Raw genomic sequence first — 18,062 nt, 5'->3', positions numbered from 1 at the left:
CGCAAACGATCAACTAGCCTTTCGTAAACGAAAGCGATTAACCCTAAAAATCGCATTTAAATAGCACTCTCCAATCGCTATTTCCAAAAACAATGACGCTAGCGAGATCGGCATGTCCTTACATTTGCAAAATATCGATCACATCGTTAACGGTGTGCCGCATATCAGTGAGATCGACTTAGCCCTTGAGCCAGGCTCCTTCAACGTGCTTCTTGGGCGAACGCTCGCCGGAAAAACCACTTTGATGCGCCTAATGGCAGGGCTCGAGCCACCCACTCGCGGCAAAATCATCATGGACGGCAAAGACGTAACAAACGTTTCCGTGCGCAAACGAAACGTTTCCATGGTCTACCAGCAGTTTATCAACTACCCCAGCCTCACTGTTTACGACAACATTGCCTCGCCGCTTAAACTGGCCAAGCAGCCTAAAAGCGAAATTGATAAACGAGTTGGCGAAATTGCTGAAATGCTGCATATCGAACATCTGCTCAAACGCTACCCCCAGGAACTCTCCGGCGGCCAACAGCAGCGTACCGCCATGGGCCGCGCACTGGTTAAGGATGCTGACTTAATTCTGTTTGATGAGCCACTGGTCAACCTGGATTACAAACTGCGTGAAGAGCTGCGCGATGAATTACGTGACCTGTTTAAAGCGCGTAACTGCATCGCGGTATATGCCACCACCGAGCCCAATGAAGCGCTAGCGCTGGGTGGTAACACTGCGGTGCTACATGAAGGGAAATTACTCCAGTACGGTTCCACCGAGCAGGTCTATCGCGAACCCAATGGCCGCTTTAGCGCAGAAATGTTCTCCGAGCCGCCGATCAATATCGTTCCCGGTCAGCTTACCGATACCGAGATCACCTTCGATCAAACGCTACACTTCCCTTGCGATGACAAGCTAAAGCGCCTTGAACCGGGCGATTATGATTTTGGCGTGCGGGCTTCGCACCTCACTCTACAACCCCAGCGGGACGATGACCTGGCGCTAGATGTGCATGTGGATGTAGCAGAAATTAGCGGCTCTGAAACCTTTCTGCATGTTCACCACGAACGTTTCCCCTTAGTGCTGCACTTAGCGGGCATTCACCAGTTTAATGTTAATGAACCCTTGAAAGTTTACTTCCCTACCCACCAACTTTACGCCTTCGATAAACAGGGCCACACAGTACATATTCCTGTGAATCAGGGAGGAGCTGCCCATGGCTGAGATCACTTTAAAAGGCTTGGCGCACTCCTATGAAAAAACACCTAAGGATGCCGCGGATTACGCCATTCGCCATATGGAGCACGTATGGCACCAGGGCGGCGCCTATGCGCTATTGGGTCCATCGGGATGCGGTAAATCGACCCTCCTGAACATTATTTCGGGCCTACTTGAACCCTCAGAGGGAGACGTGCTTTTCGACGGTCAGCGGGTCAATGAGCTACCCCCAGAAGAGCGCAACATTGCCCAGGTGTTTCAGTTTCCGGTGATATACGACACCATGACGGTGTTCGACAACCTCGCCTTCCCCCTGCGCAATATGAACACTCCCGAGTACCGGGTAAAACCCAAGGTGCTTGAAGTCGCTGATATCCTTGAATTGACACCCCTGTTGGATCGCAAAGCCAAAAACTTAACCGCCGATGAGAAGCAGAAAGTCTCCATGGGTCGCGGGCTGGTGCGCGATGACGTCACGGCCATCCTGTTTGATGAACCGCTTACCGTTATCGACCCGCAGCTTAAGTGGAAACTTCGCCGCAAGCTCAAAGAGATTCACGAGCGCTTTAACATCACCATGATTTACGTGACCCACGATCAGCTAGAGGCCTCTACTTTCGCGGATAAAATTGCCGTGATGTATGAGGGGCAAGTGGTTCAATTCGGCACGCCGAGAGAGCTGTTCGAGCGCCCCGCGCATACCTTCGTGGGTTACTTTATTGGCAGCCCGGGCATGAACTTTATGGCCGTGGAACACCGAGACGGTCAAGTGATGTTCGGTTCACAGCCGCTGCCGGTTAGCGATCAGATGAAACACGCAGTCGCCAATGCTAGCTCTAACAACATTAAGCTGGGTATACGCCCCGAGTTTATCGCTATTTCCTCAAGCGAAGTGGCTGATAGCGTGCCGATTCAAGTGACCAGCGTGCAAGACCTGGGCACCTACTCTTTGCTGACGTTCAAACTCGAAGGACAAACCTTTAAAGCACGCCTGCCTGAAGGCCATCCGCCAGCCAGTGAAGCTGCATTTGCGCACTTCGACGATGCTCACGTTGCGCTGTATATCGATGAATACTTGGTGGAGGCTGGCCATGAATAAAGTATATAACAACCGTGCCTGGCTACTTGTGTTGCCAATGCTCATTCTGGTGGCGTTCTCCGCCATCATTCCGCTGATGACCGTAGTCAACTACTCGGTGCAGGACGTGCTCGGCCCCAACGCGAGCTTTTTTACCGGCACTGAGTGGTTTAAAACCATGCTCAATGACGAGGCACTACAGGCGGCGTTTCTGCGCCAGATTTCGTTCTCGCTAATCATTCTCGCCATTCAGATTCCGCTGGGGATTGGCATCGCGTTGATTATGCCCAAACGCGGCTGGCAAGCCTCGGCAGTGTTGATCCTGATTACCCTACCGTTGCTAATCCCTTGGAACGTGGTGGGCAGTATCTGGCAAATCTTTACCCGTGGCGATATCGGCTTGATGGGCTGGGGGCTACGTGAACTGGGTATCGAATACAACATTACTCGTAATGCAGGCGACGCCTGGGTAACGATCATTTTAATGGACGTGTGGCACTGGACGCCGCTGGTGGCCATGCTGTGCTACAGCGGCCTGCGCTCGATTCCCGAGGCCTATTACCAAGCAGCACGTATTGACCGTGCGTCTAAGTGGGCGATTTTCCGCTATATCCAGCTACCTAAGCTAACCAACGTGCTGGTAATCGCTGTGCTTCTGCGCTTTATGCACTCCTTTATGATCTACGCCGAACCCTTTGTACTGACGGGTGGCGGACCGGGCAGCGCCACCACCTTTTTAAGTCAATCGCTGACCACCATGGCAGTCGGCCAACAGGACTTAGGCCCTTCTGCAGCGTTCTCGCTGATCTACTTCCTGGTCATTCTGCTGGTGAGCTGGGTGTTCTACACCACGATCATGAATATGCAGAAAGACAAACCGCCGCATGGAGGTGCTTAACATGAGCTATCAACTCGAAAATACCCAGCGCGGTGAAAAGTACAACACGATTTTTAGCAAGGTTTCACCCGCAAAGCGGCGTAACCGCACTGCCCGTGCGCACTGGCGCTCGCGTCTGCTGCTGGGCCTTTATCTGGCGCTGATGATTTTGCCCATTTACTGGCTGATCAATATGTCGCTCCAGACCAACAGCGAAATTCTCGGCTCTATGACGCTGTGGCCCCAGAACCTTACCTTTGATAACTACATCGGCATTTTTACCGACTCAAGCTGGTACATGGGCTACGTCAACTCGATGCTCTATGTGGCGATGAATATGCTCATCACCATCAGCGTGGCATTACCGGCCGCCTACGCCTTCAGTCGTTACACCTTTATCGGCGACAAGCACCTGTTTTTCTGGCTGTTAACCAACCTAATGGCGCCACCTGCGGTGTTTTTGCTGCCCTACTTCCAGCTCTACTACTCTGTGGGCCTGTTCGATACCCACATCGCCGTAGCGCTGGCTCACTGCCTGTTCAATATCCCGCTGGCTATTTGGATTTTAGAGGGTTTTATGAGCAGTGTGCCCAAGGAGATCGATGAAACCGCCTATATCGACGGTTACAGCTTTCCGCGCTTCTTCGTCAAGATTTTTATCCCCATGATCCGCTCTGGCATTGGCGTCACGCTGTTCTTCTTGTTCATGTTCTCCTGGGTAGAGCTGTTGCTGGCACGCACATTGACCGCCACCGACGCCCAGCCCATTGGCATGATCATGACGCGAACTTCAACGGCCTCGGGGATCGATTGGGGCACCCTGGCCGCCGCCGGTGTACTGACCATTATTCCCGGCATTCTGGTGGTTTACTTCGTTCGTAACCATATCGCCAAGGGCTTTGCCCTGGGCCGTACCTGAGGAGATCTCGCTATGTCTTGGATGGTATGGACAGTGCCCACCGCCATATTCTTTTCATCCATTGCCGCCATGCTGGCCGGTATGACGGTTTGGGAAATTTTGTCACCCACTATTGAGCGCAAAGGGTTTTTACCCATTGCTACCACTCGCGGGGATCGGCTGTTTATCGGCCTGCTCTCGGCTGCCTATATCCACCTGGGTGTGATTGGCTTCACCTCACTATCCATTTGGATTGCACTAGCAGTATCAGCCGTATGGCTGCTGGTTTTAATGCGCTGGGGATAGCCCTTAACAGGTTTTTAAAAAAGCTCGCCAGCGGTTAGTCGGTATCAAGGAAGGCAAAGCCATCAAGGAAGAACACAACAAAACGAGGTCACCATGCAAAAGCACTACAACAAGTCCAGACTGACTAAGTTCAAACTGACAACTCTCGCCGCCGGCTTGTTGCTGGCATCGGGTACGCTGTCAGCGCAGGAAGAGGATACCCGCGCCATCGCTGAACGCTTGGTCGATGAGCACTTCCAAAACTCCACCCTTAGCCGCGAAGAGCAGATCGAAGAGCTGATGTGGTTTGCCAAAGCCGCTGAGCCTTTCCGCGGCATGGATATCCAAACCGTGGCCGAAGGTCTCACGACTCACGTTTATGAAAGCGAGGTGTTGGCCGAAGCCTTCAGTGAGCTCACCGGCATTAACCTGACCCACAACATCATCGGTGAAGGTGATGTGGTGGATACCATGCAGAACCAGATGCAGTCGGGTAACAGCATCTACGACGGCTTCGTCAACGACACTGACTCCATCGGCACGCATATTCGTTATGGCACCACCATCAACCTCACTGAAGCGATGGAGAATGAATGGGCCGACTACACCCTGCCCACCCTGGATCTAGATGACTTTATCGGTTTGCAATACGGCACTGGGCCGGATGGCAGCCTCTATCAACTGCCCACCCAGCAGTTTGCCAACCTCTACTGGTTCCGTCATGACTGGTTCCAACGCGAAGATTTACAGGAGCAGTTCCGGGAGATTTACGGCTATGACTTAGGGGTGCCCACCAACTGGACAGCCTATCAAGACATTGCCGAGTTCTTTTCCGAACACGTTGGTGAAATTGACGGAACCAAGGTGTATGGCCATATGGATTATGGCCGCCGCGACCCGTCATTGGGCTGGCGTTTCCACGACTCCTGGCTCTCGATGGCAGGTATGGGCAGCCCCGGCGTGCCGTCTGGCAACCCGGTGGATGACTGGGGTATCCGCGTCAATGAAGATAGCCAGCCGGTAGGCGCTAGCGTCAGCCGTGGCGGTGCTACCAACTCGCCGGCCTCGGTATTTGCGATGCAAAAAGCCGTCGATTGGCTACGTGACTTTGCCCCACCTGAAGCACAGGGCATGACCTTCGGTGAAGCGGGTCCGGTGCCTGCGCAAGGACACATTGCCCAGCAGATTTTCTGGTATACAGCCTTTACCGCCGACATGACTGACCCCGCGGTTGCGGTAACCGATGACGAGGGCAATCCGCTGTGGCGCATGGCACCTTCCCCAACCGGCCCTTACTGGGAAGAGGGTATGAAGGTCGGCTACCAAGACGTGGGTGCATGGACGTTCTTCGACTCAACACCAGAAGATCGTCGTACCGCGGCATGGCTGTTCGGTCAATTCACCGTGTCTAAAACGGTGTCGCTGGAAAAACTCATGCACGGTTTAACGCCAATTCGTGAATCTGACATCTTCTCTGAGCAGATGACCGAGATGGCGCCGAAGCTGGGCGGCTTAGTTGAGTTTTACCGCAGCCCCAACGAGTCGAATTGGACGCCTACCGGCACCAACGTACCTGACTACCCACGTATGGCGCCGCTATGGTGGCAAAACCTAGCGCCAGTAATGAGTGGTGAAGTTACGCCACAGGAAGGTCTCGATAAGCTGGCGGCGGATATGGACAGCACGATGAACCGCCTGGCTCGGGCCAACGTGTTCGACAGCTATGCGCCAGTACTTAACGAAGAGCAAGATCCTCAGTTCTGGCTCGATCAGGAAGGCGCCCCGAAAGCCAAGCTAGATAATGAAATGCCGCAGGGCACCACCGTTCCTTACGATGAAATGATGGAAGCCTGGATGGCAGCTGGTACACGCCAAGAGTAACGACGCGTAACGCTAGCAGGGCGGGCTCCCGCTCGCCCTGCTAGGAGTTTCATTGGCGGTATGCCAGAGCACAAGAGAACACCCACTTAAACGGGGCTATTTATTGGTTAATTGGATCCGCTATGAAACTGCGAAATCGAAACATTGAAAAACTACCTACCGAGACCTTTGATGCCCTTATTATCGGGGGCGGTATTAATGGCGCAGCCACCGCAGCGGCGCTGGCGGGTAAAGGGGCTAAAGTTGCCCTGATTGATCGCGGCGACTTCGCTGGCAGCACCAGTATGCACTCCTCCAACTTAGTGTGGGGAGGCATTAAATACATGGAAAGCAAGGACTTTGCACTCGTCCGCAAATTGTGCAAAAGCCGTAACCACTTGATAAAGAGTTATCCTTCTACGGTGCAGGAGATTCGCTTCCTGACCACTATTTCAAAAGGTTTCCGCCATTCACCGCGCTACTTGTGGGCGGGCACCTGGCTTTATTGGCTGATGGGCAACGGCTTCACGAAACTACCGCGCCTGCTCTCGCCGAACAAGATTAAGCAGCAAGAACCGATTATTGATGTTGAGGGCTCGGTTGGAGGCTTTGAGTACTCCGACGCCTACCTTCACGATAACGACGCCCGGTTTGTGTTCAACTTTGTCCGCCACGCGCTCAATTATGGGGCGATTGCCGCCAACTACGTCGAGTCACTCGGCGCCGAGCGCGACGGCGACCTATGGGTGACCAAAGCGCGCAACGTGATGGATGGCAACACCTTCGATATCCGTGCCAAGGTGTTGATCAACGCCGCAGGTCCCTGGGTGGACCAGCACAACGAGCTGACCGGCCAAAAAACTACCCATCATCACCTCTACTCCAAGGGCATTCACCTCATCGTTCCGCAGCTAACCGACTCTCAACGGGTGCTGGCATTTTTTGCCGACGATGGAAGACTGTTTTTTGTAATACCGATGGGCAATCGCACCTGTATCGGAACCACCGATACCCATATGGAGCACCCAGAGGTGGACGTTACCGCTGACGATATCGCCTTTGTGCTGGAAAATATCAATAAGCGCCTAACCCTAGCTAAACCGCTTACCCAGGATGACATTATCTCAACGCGTTGCGGCGTACGGCCATTAGCTATCAAAGATGATCAGGGCGATGACCGCGACTTTCTACAGCTCTCTCGCAAGCACGTGGTCGACACCAATATCGAAAGCGCCCATATCAGCATTTTTGGCGGCAAACTGACCGACTGCTTGAACGTTGGCGATGAGATTGCCGAAGAGATGAGCCGACTGGGCGTTTCATTATCTGACCCCAACTTTCAGTGGTACGGCGAACCGCCCAAGCCAGTGAAACAGCAGTTTATGGATCAAGCCAAGCGTATGAACCTGGATGCCATGACCGCTTCTACCTCATCGGAGCTGCTCTCCACTCGCTTGTGGCGGCGCTACGCTGATCAAGCCATCCAGATGCTAGAGAAAATTCGTCAGGATCCCGCTCAGGGCGAAATTTTAATTGAAGGCACTGAATATATCCGCTGTGAGATTGAGCATGCTCGTGATCACGAGATGATCACCCAGCTTGAGGATTTCCTGCGCCGTCGTGCCAAAGTTTCGCTGGTGGTACCTCACGAGCAGTTACGCCAGTCAACAGGGTTAAAAGAGGCGTGTCGCGTGCTGTTTGGCGACGATGCGGACGAGCGTTTTAACTGCTATTTTGAACAAAACCGCGATACCGCGTTGCCGCCTACTTCTTCATCTACGGTTTGACATTATTCAGTGATTAAACTTAAAAAAAGCCCCCTCAACTAATGAGGGGGCACGTTTTTTTCTGATCCTGATCTAGGTAGAACGCACGCGTGAAACGGCATCCAGCCAGCCCTGATACAGCTGCTCACGAGTGGTCTCCTCCATCGCAGGCATAAAGCTTTTCTCGCAGCGCCACAGCTGCTCGATCTCTTCCAGTGTTTGATACCAGCCGAGACGCAGCCCGGCCAAGTACGCAGCTCCCAGCGCGGTGGTTTCCAAGATGGTGGGACGATCTACCTGAACTCCCAGCATATCGGCAAGAAACTGCATTACCCAGCTGTTTTTCACCATGCCGCCGTCGACACGTAAAGTGCCCGGAGGGGCCTCCATATCGTCGTTCATGCAGTGCTGCAGGTCGCGGGTTTGATAGCACACCGCCTGCAGGCCTGCGGCGACTATTTCAGCAATACCGGTATCGCGGGTTAACCCAAAAATAGCGCCGCGTGCTTTGGGGTCCCAGTGCGGGGCGCCTAGGCCGGTAAAGGCGGGCACCAGATAAACGCTGTGGCCGCTACGGGTCTCCTGGGCCAAGGCTTCGGTTTCCGAGGCATCGGCAAACAGGTTCAAGCCGTCACGCAACCACTGCACCGTCGCCCCCGCTACGAAAATACTGCCCTCCATGGCGTAGGTCGGCTTGCCGTTAAGCCGGTAGCCAATGGTGGTCAGCAGACGATTGCGCGACAGAGACGGGGTTTCGCCGGTATTCACAATCATAAAACAGCCGGTACCGTAGGTACTTTTACCCATCCCCGGTTGAAAGCACGCCTGCCCCACTAAAGCAGCCTGCTGGTCCCCCGCTACTCCAGCAATGGGCAGTGCAGCGCCCAGCCAGTGCGTTTCGGTGGTGCCAAAATCATCGCTGGAATCTTTCACGTCCGGCATAAGATTCGCGGGGATATTAAACAGCGTCAGCAGCTCTTCATCCCACTCCTGGGTATGGATATTAAACAGCGCCGTACGGGAAGCGTTGGTGGCATCGGTAACATGCTGCTGCCCACCGGTCAGCCGCCAGATTAAAAAGCTATCTACCGTTCCGAACGCCAGCTCGCCCCGCTCTGCAAGCTGCCGTGCGCCCTCAACGTTGTCCAGTATCCAGGCAAGCTTGGTAGCTGAAAAGTAGGGGTCAATCAACAGGCCCGTTTTAGCCTGAACGACATCGGTGTGACCTTTATCACGCAGCGATTGGCACAAATCTGAGGTGCGACGATCCTGCCAAACGATGGCGTTATAGAGGGGTTTACCCGTTTTCCGATCCCACAGAATAGTGGTTTCCCGCTGGTTGGTAATGCCGATTCCGGCTATTTGGTCGGCGGTAACCTCTGCGTTGTGCATCACATCCCGGCAGGTCGCTACCACTGTGTCCCAAATATCTTCGGGGTTGTGCTCAATCCATCCGTCGTGGGGAAAGTGCTGAGTGAATTCCTGCTGGGCAACAGCGGTCACCTGGCCTTGGCGGTCAAACAGAATGGCGCGGGAACTGGTGGTACCTTGATCAATGGCGAGTATAAAAGAGGACATATCGAGTTCACTTTGTTGTATTGTCTTTCGATTTTGTATACTTACTTTCGCTTTATTATGATTCAAGGCTACTCTAGCCGCCTGAAATGCTCAAGGCTGAAACTGGCTCATTAAGCGATCTCATCAAGCAATGTACAGCGCCACATCGTGTTGCGTCAGCAAGCGCTGAATTGCTTCTGGCGGTTTGCGGTCGGTAAATAGCGCATCCAGCTGTTCCAGATTGCCTTGCCGCACGACCGGATTACGATGAAATTTAGAGTAATCTGCCGCCAAATAAATACGCCGCGAATTGGCAATAATCGCTTGAGCAACGCGAACTTCCTGGTAGTCAAATTCCAGCAGCGAGCCATCCTCGTCGATACCGCTGATACCGATAATGCCGTAGTCCACCTTGAACTGATTTATAAAGTCGATTGTGGCTTCACCGATAATGCCGCCGTCGCGAGAGCGCACCTGCCCACCGGCGATAATCACGGTGAAATCCTCTTTATGCTGCAATATGGCGGCAACGTTAAGGTTATTGGTAATGATCTCAAGGCCCTGGTGCTCTAGCAGCGCTTGAGCAATCACTTCATTGCTGGTGCCGATATTAATAAACAGTGAGGAGTGATTAGGAATGTGCTGGGCTAAGCAGCGGGCAATACGCTCTTTCTCTTCCAGATGCAGTGTCTTGCGCGTGCTGTAGGCGGTATTCACCGTACTCGACTCGATCCCCACCCCGCCATGAACTCGCCGAACCCGACCTTCATCAGCCAGGGTATTCAAATCACGTCGGATGGTTTGCGGTGTCACAGCGAAATGATCGGTGAGCTGCTCGATGCTCATATAGCCGCACTGACGAACCAGCTCGACAATGGCATCCTGACGAAATTGTTGATTCATAAGCCCAGCCTGTTCGATTTTTGTTGATATCTGAACATAATCTAGCAAAATTTTCGAAATCTAATAGCTTTGATCACGCAATTCGGCTGACACCGAACCGACAGACCGAACGGTGATATCGCTTATTATAGAGGCCATACCAATAAAATCATGGGGATAGCAACCACCAGCACGGCTAGCGACAGCGGCAGGCCTAGCTTCCAATAATCGCCAAAGCGGTAGCCACCAGGCCCTAGCACCAGCGTATTGGATTGGTGCCCGATAGGGGTTAAAAATGCACAGGAAGCGCTAACAGCCACTACCATCAAAAACGGGTCGAGTGAGACATCAAAGCCATTGGCTAAGCTCACCGCAATAGGCGCCATCAGCAGCGCAGCCGCCGCATTGTTGACCACGTTAGAGAGCAGCATCGAGAGTAAAAATAGGACAATCATCGTAACGACCACCGGCCAGTCGCTGCCAAAGCCCAACAGGGCGTTGGCAATCAAGTCCGCGCCGCCGCTGGTTTCTAATGCCTCACCCACGGGTATCATCGCGGCTAGCAGCACTATGACGGGGCCATCAATAGCTTGATACCCCTCTCGTAATGGTAATACGCCAATTAGTAGCGAAATCAGTGCAGCAGTGCTCATGGCCACAGCAGCCGGGAGTAGATCAAACAGCATGGCCACGATCGCCAAAGCAAAAATGGCAATGGATATAGCCAGCTTGCGAGGCTGGCCCAGGTGCAATTCGCGGCTCGCTAGTGGCAGACAGCCCAGCGAGGCTAAGCTATCCGCAATTTCATTTTCACTGCCCTGGAGCAGCAAAACATCGCCGTTTTTAAAACGAATATCCCGCAACCGCTGTTTCAGACGTCCACCGTCACGGGCAACCGCTACCAGATGGAGACCAAACTGATGGTTCAAGCGTAGCTGGCGTACGCTGCGGTTAATCATCATCGAGTCATTGCGAACGACGGCTTCGACCAACTGCAGGCCCTCGATATCAACGGACTGTTGATCCTGTGCAGCGTCTTTCTTTTTTGCCTTATCTGCATCTTTGTGCCTAGCTGGATGCTCAGCATCGTTCACTTCTGGATCGCCATCGGATTCCTCCTCCAGTTCAGCGATCGCGCTAAGCCCCACCTTGTCTTCCAGCATCTGGAGCTCATCAGGCCCTGCCTCTAACAACAGAATATCGCCCTCCTCCAAGGCCCCGTGGAAATTATAGCCAGCCCGACGGTTGTCATCGCGCACCACCGCTAAGACGGGGATGGTTTCGTCCAGTTCGTCGCGCAACTGCTGTAATGTTAAGCCTTTAGCTTTCGACTCTTCGCCTACTTTCAACTCGACTAAATAGTTGGCGGTATCGAACATTTCATCCGTGGAAGCTTGGCCGCTACGCTTAGGCGTCAAGCGCCAGCCCACCAGAACGATAAACGCTAACCCCGCCAGTGCTACCGCAATGCCCACGGGCGAAAAGCTAAACATACTAAACGCCTCGCCCGTTACATCCCGGCGATAACTGGAAATAATGATATTCGGTGGGGTGCCAATTAACGTTGTCAGTCCCCCGAGCAAAGAACCAAATGCCAACGGCATCAGCAGTAAAGAAGGCGAAGTATTGTGTTCTCGAGCAAGCCGCATGGCCACTGGTAACAACAGCGCCAGGGCACCCACGTTATTCATAATGCCCGACAGCAAAACAATGGTTCCCACCAGCACCAGAAGTTGGAGCAGCAGGTTCTCCCCCACCTTAAGCACTTGGTTGGCAATAATATCCACCACTCCCGAGCGCTCAAATCCACGGCTAAGCACCAATACAGCGGCCACGGTAATCACCGCCGGATGGCCGAAACCAGCAAAAGCGCTTTCGGCTGGCACAAGCCCAAGCATGACCGACCCCAACAACGCAGCCAGCGCCACTAAGTCATAACGAAAGCGGCCCCAGATAAACGCGGCGAGCGTTAGTCCAAGTACGATAAACACCAGTGTGCTAGGTGTAAGCGTTAACCAGCCAAGATCCAATGCTTCAATACTAACGTTTTCAATACCGGAGCCCTCAGCGCTTGAGCCCTCAACACTTATGTCCTCAGCCGACATCCTTTTCTCACTCCCTTGCTGGCGTTTGAAAGTTCACCCGCGATAGTTGCTCGCCACGCATTAACATGGCAATTTCTTCTGCACATTAGACGTTTACTATACAGAGGTATAGAACCTTAATACGCAAAGCCTATAAACACATAACTAAAAGGTAAAAAAGCTCGGCAAAGCCGAGCTTCATAACGGTAGAAAAACGAAGAGTTAAACGGGCTAATAAAAGCGCCTACCTTACTTTTGGTGCTCAACAATAATACGAGCAATAACCATCTTATAGCGATGCACGCAGCCTTCGAGAAATAGGGCACTGCCTGGCCCTGGCACAAACCACCTCTTCAGGCTGAATCTGTTCCTCCTCTCAACGCTCTACCGTCGGCTAAAACTAACTCACTACGGCAACAGAACGGTAGACCCGGTGGTTTTGCGGCTTTGCAGGGCGTCTTGGGCTTTGCCCGCTTCTGCAAGTGGGTAGCGGTTAGCGATATCGATGTTGACCTTACCGCTTTCAATCATGGCGAAAAACTCTTCGCACATCATTTCCAAACGCTCGCGGGTGTCGGCGTAGCCATTAAGGCTGGGGCGGGTCACGTAGAGCGCCCCCTTCTGGTTAAGAATACCGATATTAACGCCATCCACCGGGCCAGAAGCGTTGCCAAAGCTGACCATCAGCCCACGGGGCTTTAAGCAGTCCAGTGACATTTCCCAGGTGTCTTTGCCCACCGAGTCGTACACTACATCGCACATATCGCCGTTGGTCAGCTCGCGTACGCGCTCCACCACGTTCTCTTCGCTGTAATTAATGGTCGCCCAGGCACCGTTGGCCATGGCTAGATCCGCTTTTTCCTGTGAACTGACTGTGCCGATCAGCTTAACGCCTAGTGACTTCGCCCACTGGCAGGCAATCGAACCAACGCCACCCGCTGCGGCATGAAACAGAATGGTTTCGCCACCTTTCAATTCATAGGTTTGGCGTAGCAGATACTGCACGGTGAGCCCCTTGAGCATACTCGCCGCAGCGGTTTCGAAATCAACGAAGTCGGGGAGCTTAATCACTTTAGCCGCAGGCAGCACATGCAGCTCTGCGTAGGCGCCCAAAGGGCCTTGGGCATAAGCCACGCGATCGCCAACGTTTAAGTGTGTCACCCCTTCGCCAACCGCATCGACTACGCCTGCGCCTTCGGTGCCTAGCCCCGAAGGCATAGAGGGAGCTGGGTAAAGCCCGGTGCGGAAATAGATATCGATAAAATTAAGACCGACAGCCTTATTGGCGATACGCACTTCCCCCTGGCCGGGTTCAGTTGGGGAAACGTCGACCAGTTCAAGCACTTCAGATCCGCCGGTGTGGGCAAATTGAATACGCTGAGACATTAGGACTCCTTATTGTGTAATTTGCTTAATATTCAGTTGATACGCCATCTCCGAACAATGACAGGCATGGCAACAGGTGCTGCTATACAAGCGCGTCGCGGCGTTTAAATCAAGCTAGCACGCTAGCGTATTGTTACCCATTAGAACGCGAGGCAATGCAATCCCGCTGTCATGTGCCCATGCTAGTATTAGTGCTCTTTTATCGTCTAAGGCTTAGAGATTTGTCATGACGCATCCCGCTATTCAACTCCCCGCGCTGATCGCCCACCGCGGCTACTCCGCCGCTGCCCCTGAAAATACCCTAGCGGCGGTGCGCGCCGCTCATCAAGCGGGAGCCACATGGGTAGAGCTGGATGTGCAGCTATTGGGTGACGGCACCCCGGTGATTTGGCACGACGGCGATGTCGCACGCTGTTCAAACGGGCGAGGCAGACTCGCCTCAATGAATTGGGCCAAGGCCCAAACACTGGATGCCGGGGGGTGGTTCGATGATCGCTTTGCGGGTGAGAAGATGCCTAGCCTTAGCGAGATGTTGGCTCTGCTTAACGAGCTGAAAATGGGCGTCAATATGGAAATCAAGGTCAATAAAGGCCGCGACCCCATCGCGCTGGTGGGGCGTGCACTGCCGGAGATGCTCGATACTCTTCCCCCAGAGCGCTTGATTATCTCCTCCTTCAGTGCCGCTGCTCTTGGCCACTGCCGTCAATTTGCCAGCAAGGACCGGCTGGCCCTGGGTGTGCTGTTCAGTAGCGTGCCCAAAAGCTGGCGTGAGCAGTGCGAAGCCATTGAAGCTTTCAGCGTGCACCCTCACTGGCCGCGCTTGAAGCGCGCCCAAGCCGATGCTATGCAGCGCGATGGCTATCAAATATTGTGCTATACCGCCAATGACCCCAGTGCTTTCCATAGCCGCTGGGAGTGGGGTATCGGCAGTGTCATCACCGATGAACCAGCCGCGTTCAAACGTTTTTTAGACAGCCATTGACCAGTAAAGCGTGATACGTTCAAACACTGACAAGGAGTCCACCGTGAAGTACCTAGGAGCCCATGTGAGCGCCGCTGGCGGCGCAGACCAAGCCGTTCACCGGGCGGTGGAAATCGGCGCGGATGCCTTTGCGCTATTCACCAAAAATCAGCGTCAGTGGAAAGGCAAGCCGCTAACCGATGAGGCAATTCAAGCCTTTCGTGATGCCTGCACCGAGCACAACTTCTCTTCAGAGCAGATTTTGCCCCACGACAGCTATCTGATTAATCTCGGCCACCCCGAGCAGGAAGGCCTGCGCAAATCCCGGGATGCGTTTCTAGATGAAATGCAGCGCTGCGAGCAACTGGGACTGACGCTGCTTAATTTCCACCCTGGCAGCCATTTGAACAAAATCAGCGAAAGCGACTGCTTAAAGCGTATCGCTGAGTCCGTTAACGAAGCGTTAACGCATACCCAGGGGGTTACGGCGGTGATTGAAAATACCGCTGGGCAAGGCACTAACCTGGGCTGGCGCTTCGAGCATTTAGCCGAAATCATTGCCCACGTGGACGATAAAACTCGCGTGGGGGTGTGTATTGACACCTGCCACGCCTTCGCGGCGGGCTATGATTTGCGCACGGCAGAGGCCACCCAGGCAACGCTCGATGAGTTAGGTAGCGTGGTGGGCTTTGAGTATCTGCGTGGCATGCATTTAAACGATGCCAAAAGCAACCTTGCCAGCCGCGTAGATCGCCACCATAGCCTGGGCAAAGGCAACATCGGCCTGCCCGCTTTTACCACCATTATGCAGGAACAGCGGATTAACGGCATTCCAATGATCCTGGAGACCATCGAACCCGAGATATGGGCCGATGAAATAGCCTGGCTACGCGCTCAAAACGCCTAAGCGATAATTTCATAGTGTCATCCTGCGGTGCAGCGGTTTTTTGCACGCCCGGCAATGCTTGCCTACGCTTAAACTCCTTTACCCAAGCCCCAGCCTACGTAAGGAGTGTGCAATGAGCGATACCGATCTCGGCAGTTTAGATGCCCAGACACTAGCTCACTTGTTTGAAAGCAGAGAGGCCTCTCCGCTAGAAGCGACCCGTGCCGCCCTTGAGCGAATCGAGCGCTTCAATCCAGATGTTAACGCCTATGTATATGTGGATGCTGAAGGTGCAGAATCGGCGGCCAAAGCCTCGGCACGGCGATGGGGTCAAGGCAAGCAGCTAAGCCCCATTGATGGGGTGCCGGTATCGCTTAAAGACCTGACCCAAGTGGCGGGCATGCCCTGCAGGGAAGGCTCGCTCACCACTTCTGACGCGTTATGCGACACCGATGCGCCTCCAGCGCGCATGCTACGTGAAGCGGGGGCCATCCTGCTAGGCAAAACCAACACACCCGAATTTGGCTGGAAAGCAGTCACCGACAACCGTGTCTTTGGCGCCACGGCTAACCCCTGGGATACACGCTTAACCCCCGGCGGCTCTTCCGGCGGGGCCGCCGCTGCCGCCGCGCTCAATATGGGTGTGCTGCACCAGGGCGGCGATTCAGGCGGCTCCATACGCATCCCGGCGGCGTTCACCGGCGTCTTTGGCTTCAAACCCACCTTTGGCTGGACGCCCCAATGGCCGCCGGCTAAAGAGCCCAGCTTATCGCACTTGGGGCCGCTAACACGTACCGTGCGCGACGCCGTCAGCATGCTCAATGTGATGGGCCGCTACGACTACCGTGACCCTTATGCCACCCGCGGTCAGCCAGAATGCTGGGGCGTAGATTTGGATAAAGGCTTAACCGGGCTGCGGATTGGCTACTCCGCCGATCTTGGCTACGCCAAGGTAGACCCCCAGATTGCCGAACGCGTGCGCGAAGCGGCCGGCAGGCTGGAGGCGTTAGGCGCGGAAGTTGTCGAAGTGCATCCCGGCTTTTCATCACCATTGGATACCTTCCGCAAGCTTTGGTTTACCGCCTCTCTAGAGCAGTGGTCTCAAATGGATAACCATCAGCGTACGCTCCTGGATTCAGGCATGGTGGCCAATGCCCGTGAGGCCGAACCCTGGAAAGCCGTTGAACTGTTTCGTGCCTTGGCAGATCGTGCTGAATTAACCCAGTGCTTGGAGCACTTTAACCAAGAATACCACCTGCTGATGACGCCCTCGGTGGCTATTCCGCCGTTTGAAATTAACCAGGAAGTTCCCCCGGGCAGTGATATGCGGGACTGGGAAGAGTGGGCACCCTTTAGCTACCCGTTCAACCTCAGCCAGCAGCCTGCAGCATCGGTACCCTGCGGTTTTACCGACAACGGGTTGCCGGTAGGTTTTCAGCTTGCGGGGGGTAAATTTGATGATGTGCGGGTTCTGCGCGCCTGCCACGCCTACATGGAAGCACACCCACCACGTTTTCCCAGCGTGCCCAACCCTGCACAATATGCTTAACAGCTGATCAGCATAAAAAAACCCAGCAAAGTTTAGCGCTCGGCTGGGTTTTAGCGGTCGATAGGGCGTTACATCGCCGAAAGCTTTTCTTGGTCTAGCACGCCCGACATGCGCACCATAGCCAACGCTTCATCCAGGCTACTCATCTCTTCAATCATGACCAACTCGCTCTCTAGGCTCACCGGCTGACCGGCTGTTTCAGAGAGCAGTTTTTCCAGAGAGGCTACATCCATAGCGTCGTCTAAGTGGTGAACATCTACTGATGAGGCGTTGTTGCGGCCCGGCAAATAGATGGTGCCATTAGAGAAATCCACGGCATAAGCGATCACTCCGGGTACGATAAAGAACAGCAAGCCAACCCCATTAGCGACAGCAATGACCGGATCAATATCACCGCTCATTTGGCCCTTACGCTCTGGGTGAAAAAGCGTACCGCAACCACTCAGTGACACGATGGAAGCGCCAATGACGGCGCCAGTCAACCAGCGACGAACTGCTTGGTGCATGAAGGTTCCCTCAAACTGAAATAATAACGACAGTCTATATAGCAAACTGCGCTTGTTTTTTTGTACCGACCAATTTTTTTGTACCGACTAATAACGCGCCGTAAAACGTGATCAGTTTAGCACAGCTATCCAAAAGCATAGATCATTTGAACATAAGCACTATTTTGCCGCTTTAACCGCTAGGCCGTACAATGTTCCCATTCAACGCTTCCAAGCACTTACTCAAGAATCCAGTTTTCAAAAAACAGTTTTCAAAACCCCTGTTTTCAAAAACCCAAGGAAT

At 53.8% G+C, this 18,062-nt stretch carries 15 protein-coding genes; 10 read left to right on the top strand and 5 right to left on the bottom strand.

Annotated elements, in window-relative coordinates:
• Positions 1-112: 112 nt before the first annotated feature.
• The 7 genes from QEN58_RS08185 to QEN58_RS08155 all read left to right on the top strand — a co-directional run bounded on the left by QEN58_RS08185 (position 113) and on the right by QEN58_RS08155 (position 7,989).
• Positions 113-1,210 (top strand): ABC transporter ATP-binding protein, encoded by a 1,098-nt coding sequence (locus QEN58_RS08185; RefSeq protein ID WP_280106614.1) that lies wholly within the window; start codon positions 113-115, stop codon positions 1,208-1,210.
• Positions 1,203-2,303, top strand: coding sequence for an ABC transporter ATP-binding protein (locus QEN58_RS08180; protein ID WP_280106613.1), 1,101 nt, complete (start codon positions 1,203-1,205; stop codon positions 2,301-2,303). Before QEN58_RS08185 ends, QEN58_RS08180 begins: the two co-directional genes overlap by 8 nt.
• Complete coding sequence (locus tag QEN58_RS08175) at positions 2,296-3,180, top strand: carbohydrate ABC transporter permease (protein ID WP_280106612.1); 885 nt, start codon at positions 2,296-2,298, stop codon at positions 3,178-3,180. The genes QEN58_RS08180 and QEN58_RS08175 overlap by 8 nt, the downstream gene beginning before the upstream one ends.
• 1 nt (position 3,181) lies before the next feature.
• Positions 3,182-4,078 carry a carbohydrate ABC transporter permease gene (locus QEN58_RS08170; protein WP_280106611.1) on the top strand — a complete coding sequence of 299 codons (897 nt, stop codon included), beginning with the start codon at positions 3,182-3,184 and terminating at the stop codon, positions 4,076-4,078.
• Positions 4,079-4,090: 12 nt separating this feature from the next.
• Positions 4,091-4,363 (top strand): DUF2160 domain-containing protein, encoded by a 273-nt coding sequence (locus tag QEN58_RS08165; protein ID WP_280106610.1) that lies wholly within the window; start codon positions 4,091-4,093, stop codon positions 4,361-4,363.
• Between the two features lie 93 nt (positions 4,364-4,456).
• Positions 4,457-6,223: an ABC transporter substrate-binding protein gene (locus QEN58_RS08160; RefSeq protein WP_280106609.1), complete on the top strand. Its 1,767-nt coding sequence runs from the start codon at positions 4,457-4,459 to the stop codon at positions 6,221-6,223.
• Positions 6,224-6,345: 122 nt separating this feature from the next.
• Entirely contained in the window at positions 6,346-7,989 is a 1,644-nt protein-coding gene (locus QEN58_RS08155; RefSeq protein WP_280106608.1) for a glycerol-3-phosphate dehydrogenase/oxidase, read from the top strand.
• A gap of 72 nt (positions 7,990-8,061) precedes the next feature.
• Here the strand turns inward: QEN58_RS08155 and glpK are convergent, their stop codons facing one another.
• The 4 genes from glpK to QEN58_RS08135 all read right to left on the bottom strand — a co-directional run bounded on the left by glpK (position 8,062) and on the right by QEN58_RS08135 (position 13,877).
• Positions 8,062-9,546, bottom strand: coding sequence for a glycerol kinase GlpK (gene glpK / locus QEN58_RS08150; protein WP_280106607.1), 1,485 nt, complete (start codon positions 9,544-9,546; stop codon positions 8,062-8,064).
• A gap of 123 nt (positions 9,547-9,669) precedes the next feature.
• On the bottom strand, positions 9,670-10,428 hold the full coding sequence (locus QEN58_RS08145; protein ID WP_280106606.1) for a DeoR/GlpR family transcriptional regulator: 759 nt from the start codon (positions 10,426-10,428) through the stop codon (positions 9,670-9,672).
• Positions 10,429-10,553: 125 nt separating this feature from the next.
• Positions 10,554-12,512, bottom strand: a complete 1,959-nt coding sequence (locus QEN58_RS08140; protein WP_280106605.1) for an SLC13 family permease — start codon at positions 12,510-12,512, stop codon at positions 10,554-10,556.
• Between the two features lie 387 nt (positions 12,513-12,899).
• Positions 12,900-13,877, bottom strand: coding sequence for an NADPH:quinone reductase (locus QEN58_RS08135; protein ID WP_280106604.1), 978 nt, complete (start codon positions 13,875-13,877; stop codon positions 12,900-12,902).
• 226 nt (positions 13,878-14,103) lie between these two features.
• Here QEN58_RS08135 and QEN58_RS08130 point away from each other — a divergent pair, with 226 nt between their 5' ends.
• The 3 genes from QEN58_RS08130 (at position 14,104) to QEN58_RS08120 (ending at position 17,273) form a co-directional block, all read left to right on the top strand.
• Positions 14,104-14,859, top strand: a complete 756-nt coding sequence (locus tag QEN58_RS08130; RefSeq protein WP_280106603.1) for a glycerophosphodiester phosphodiesterase family protein — start codon at positions 14,104-14,106, stop codon at positions 14,857-14,859.
• 43 nt (positions 14,860-14,902) lie between these two features.
• Positions 14,903-15,745, top strand: coding sequence for a deoxyribonuclease IV (gene nfo / locus QEN58_RS08125; RefSeq protein WP_280106602.1), 843 nt, complete (start codon positions 14,903-14,905; stop codon positions 15,743-15,745).
• A gap of 112 nt (positions 15,746-15,857) precedes the next feature.
• Entirely contained in the window at positions 15,858-17,273 is a 1,416-nt protein-coding gene (locus QEN58_RS08120; protein WP_280106601.1) for an amidase, read from the top strand.
• A gap of 68 nt (positions 17,274-17,341) precedes the next feature.
• Here QEN58_RS08120 and QEN58_RS08115 read toward each other — a convergent pair whose 3' ends face one another.
• Positions 17,342-17,779, bottom strand: a complete 438-nt coding sequence (locus tag QEN58_RS08115; protein WP_280106600.1) for a hypothetical protein — start codon at positions 17,777-17,779, stop codon at positions 17,342-17,344.
• Positions 17,780-18,062: the final 283 nt, after the last annotated feature.

The organism is Halomonas alkaliantarctica (assembly GCF_029854215.1).
Lineage (GTDB): Bacteria > Pseudomonadota > Gammaproteobacteria > Pseudomonadales > Halomonadaceae > Vreelandella > Vreelandella alkaliantarctica_A.
The sequence above is the reverse complement of the archived record's forward strand: the minus strand, read 5'-3'. Positions and strand labels throughout refer to the sequence as shown.

What these genes read in the sequence shown, in the direction of transcription:
- QEN58_RS08140 (WP_280106605.1), bottom strand. Translation starts at nt 12,512, where the DNA reads ATGTCGGCTGAGGACATAAGTGTTGAGGGCTCAAGCGCTGAGGGCTCC.
- QEN58_RS08120 (WP_280106601.1), top strand. Translation starts at nt 15,858, where the DNA reads ATGAGCGATACCGATCTCGGCAGTTTAGATGCCCAGACACTAGCTCAC.
- QEN58_RS08180 (WP_280106613.1), top strand. Translation starts at nt 1,203, where the DNA reads ATGGCTGAGATCACTTTAAAAGGCTTGGCGCACTCCTATGAAAAAACA.
- QEN58_RS08160 (WP_280106609.1), top strand. Translation starts at nt 4,457, where the DNA reads ATGCAAAAGCACTACAACAAGTCCAGACTGACTAAGTTCAAACTGACA.
- QEN58_RS08145 (WP_280106606.1), bottom strand. Translation starts at nt 10,428, where the DNA reads ATGAATCAACAATTTCGTCAGGATGCCATTGTCGAGCTGGTTCGTCAG.
- QEN58_RS08175 (WP_280106612.1), top strand. Translation starts at nt 2,296, where the DNA reads ATGAATAAAGTATATAACAACCGTGCCTGGCTACTTGTGTTGCCAATG.
- QEN58_RS08115 (WP_280106600.1), bottom strand. Translation starts at nt 17,779, where the DNA reads ATGCACCAAGCAGTTCGTCGCTGGTTGACTGGCGCCGTCATTGGCGCT.
- glpK (WP_280106607.1), bottom strand. Translation starts at nt 9,546, where the DNA reads ATGTCCTCTTTTATACTCGCCATTGATCAAGGTACCACCAGTTCCCGC.
- QEN58_RS08155 (WP_280106608.1), top strand. Translation starts at nt 6,346, where the DNA reads ATGAAACTGCGAAATCGAAACATTGAAAAACTACCTACCGAGACCTTT.
- QEN58_RS08170 (WP_280106611.1), top strand. Translation starts at nt 3,182, where the DNA reads ATGAGCTATCAACTCGAAAATACCCAGCGCGGTGAAAAGTACAACACG.
- QEN58_RS08165 (WP_280106610.1), top strand. Translation starts at nt 4,091, where the DNA reads ATGTCTTGGATGGTATGGACAGTGCCCACCGCCATATTCTTTTCATCC.
- QEN58_RS08130 (WP_280106603.1), top strand. Translation starts at nt 14,104, where the DNA reads ATGACGCATCCCGCTATTCAACTCCCCGCGCTGATCGCCCACCGCGGC.
- QEN58_RS08135 (WP_280106604.1), bottom strand. Translation starts at nt 13,877, where the DNA reads ATGTCTCAGCGTATTCAATTTGCCCACACCGGCGGATCTGAAGTGCTT.
- QEN58_RS08185 (WP_280106614.1), top strand. Translation starts at nt 113, where the DNA reads ATGTCCTTACATTTGCAAAATATCGATCACATCGTTAACGGTGTGCCG.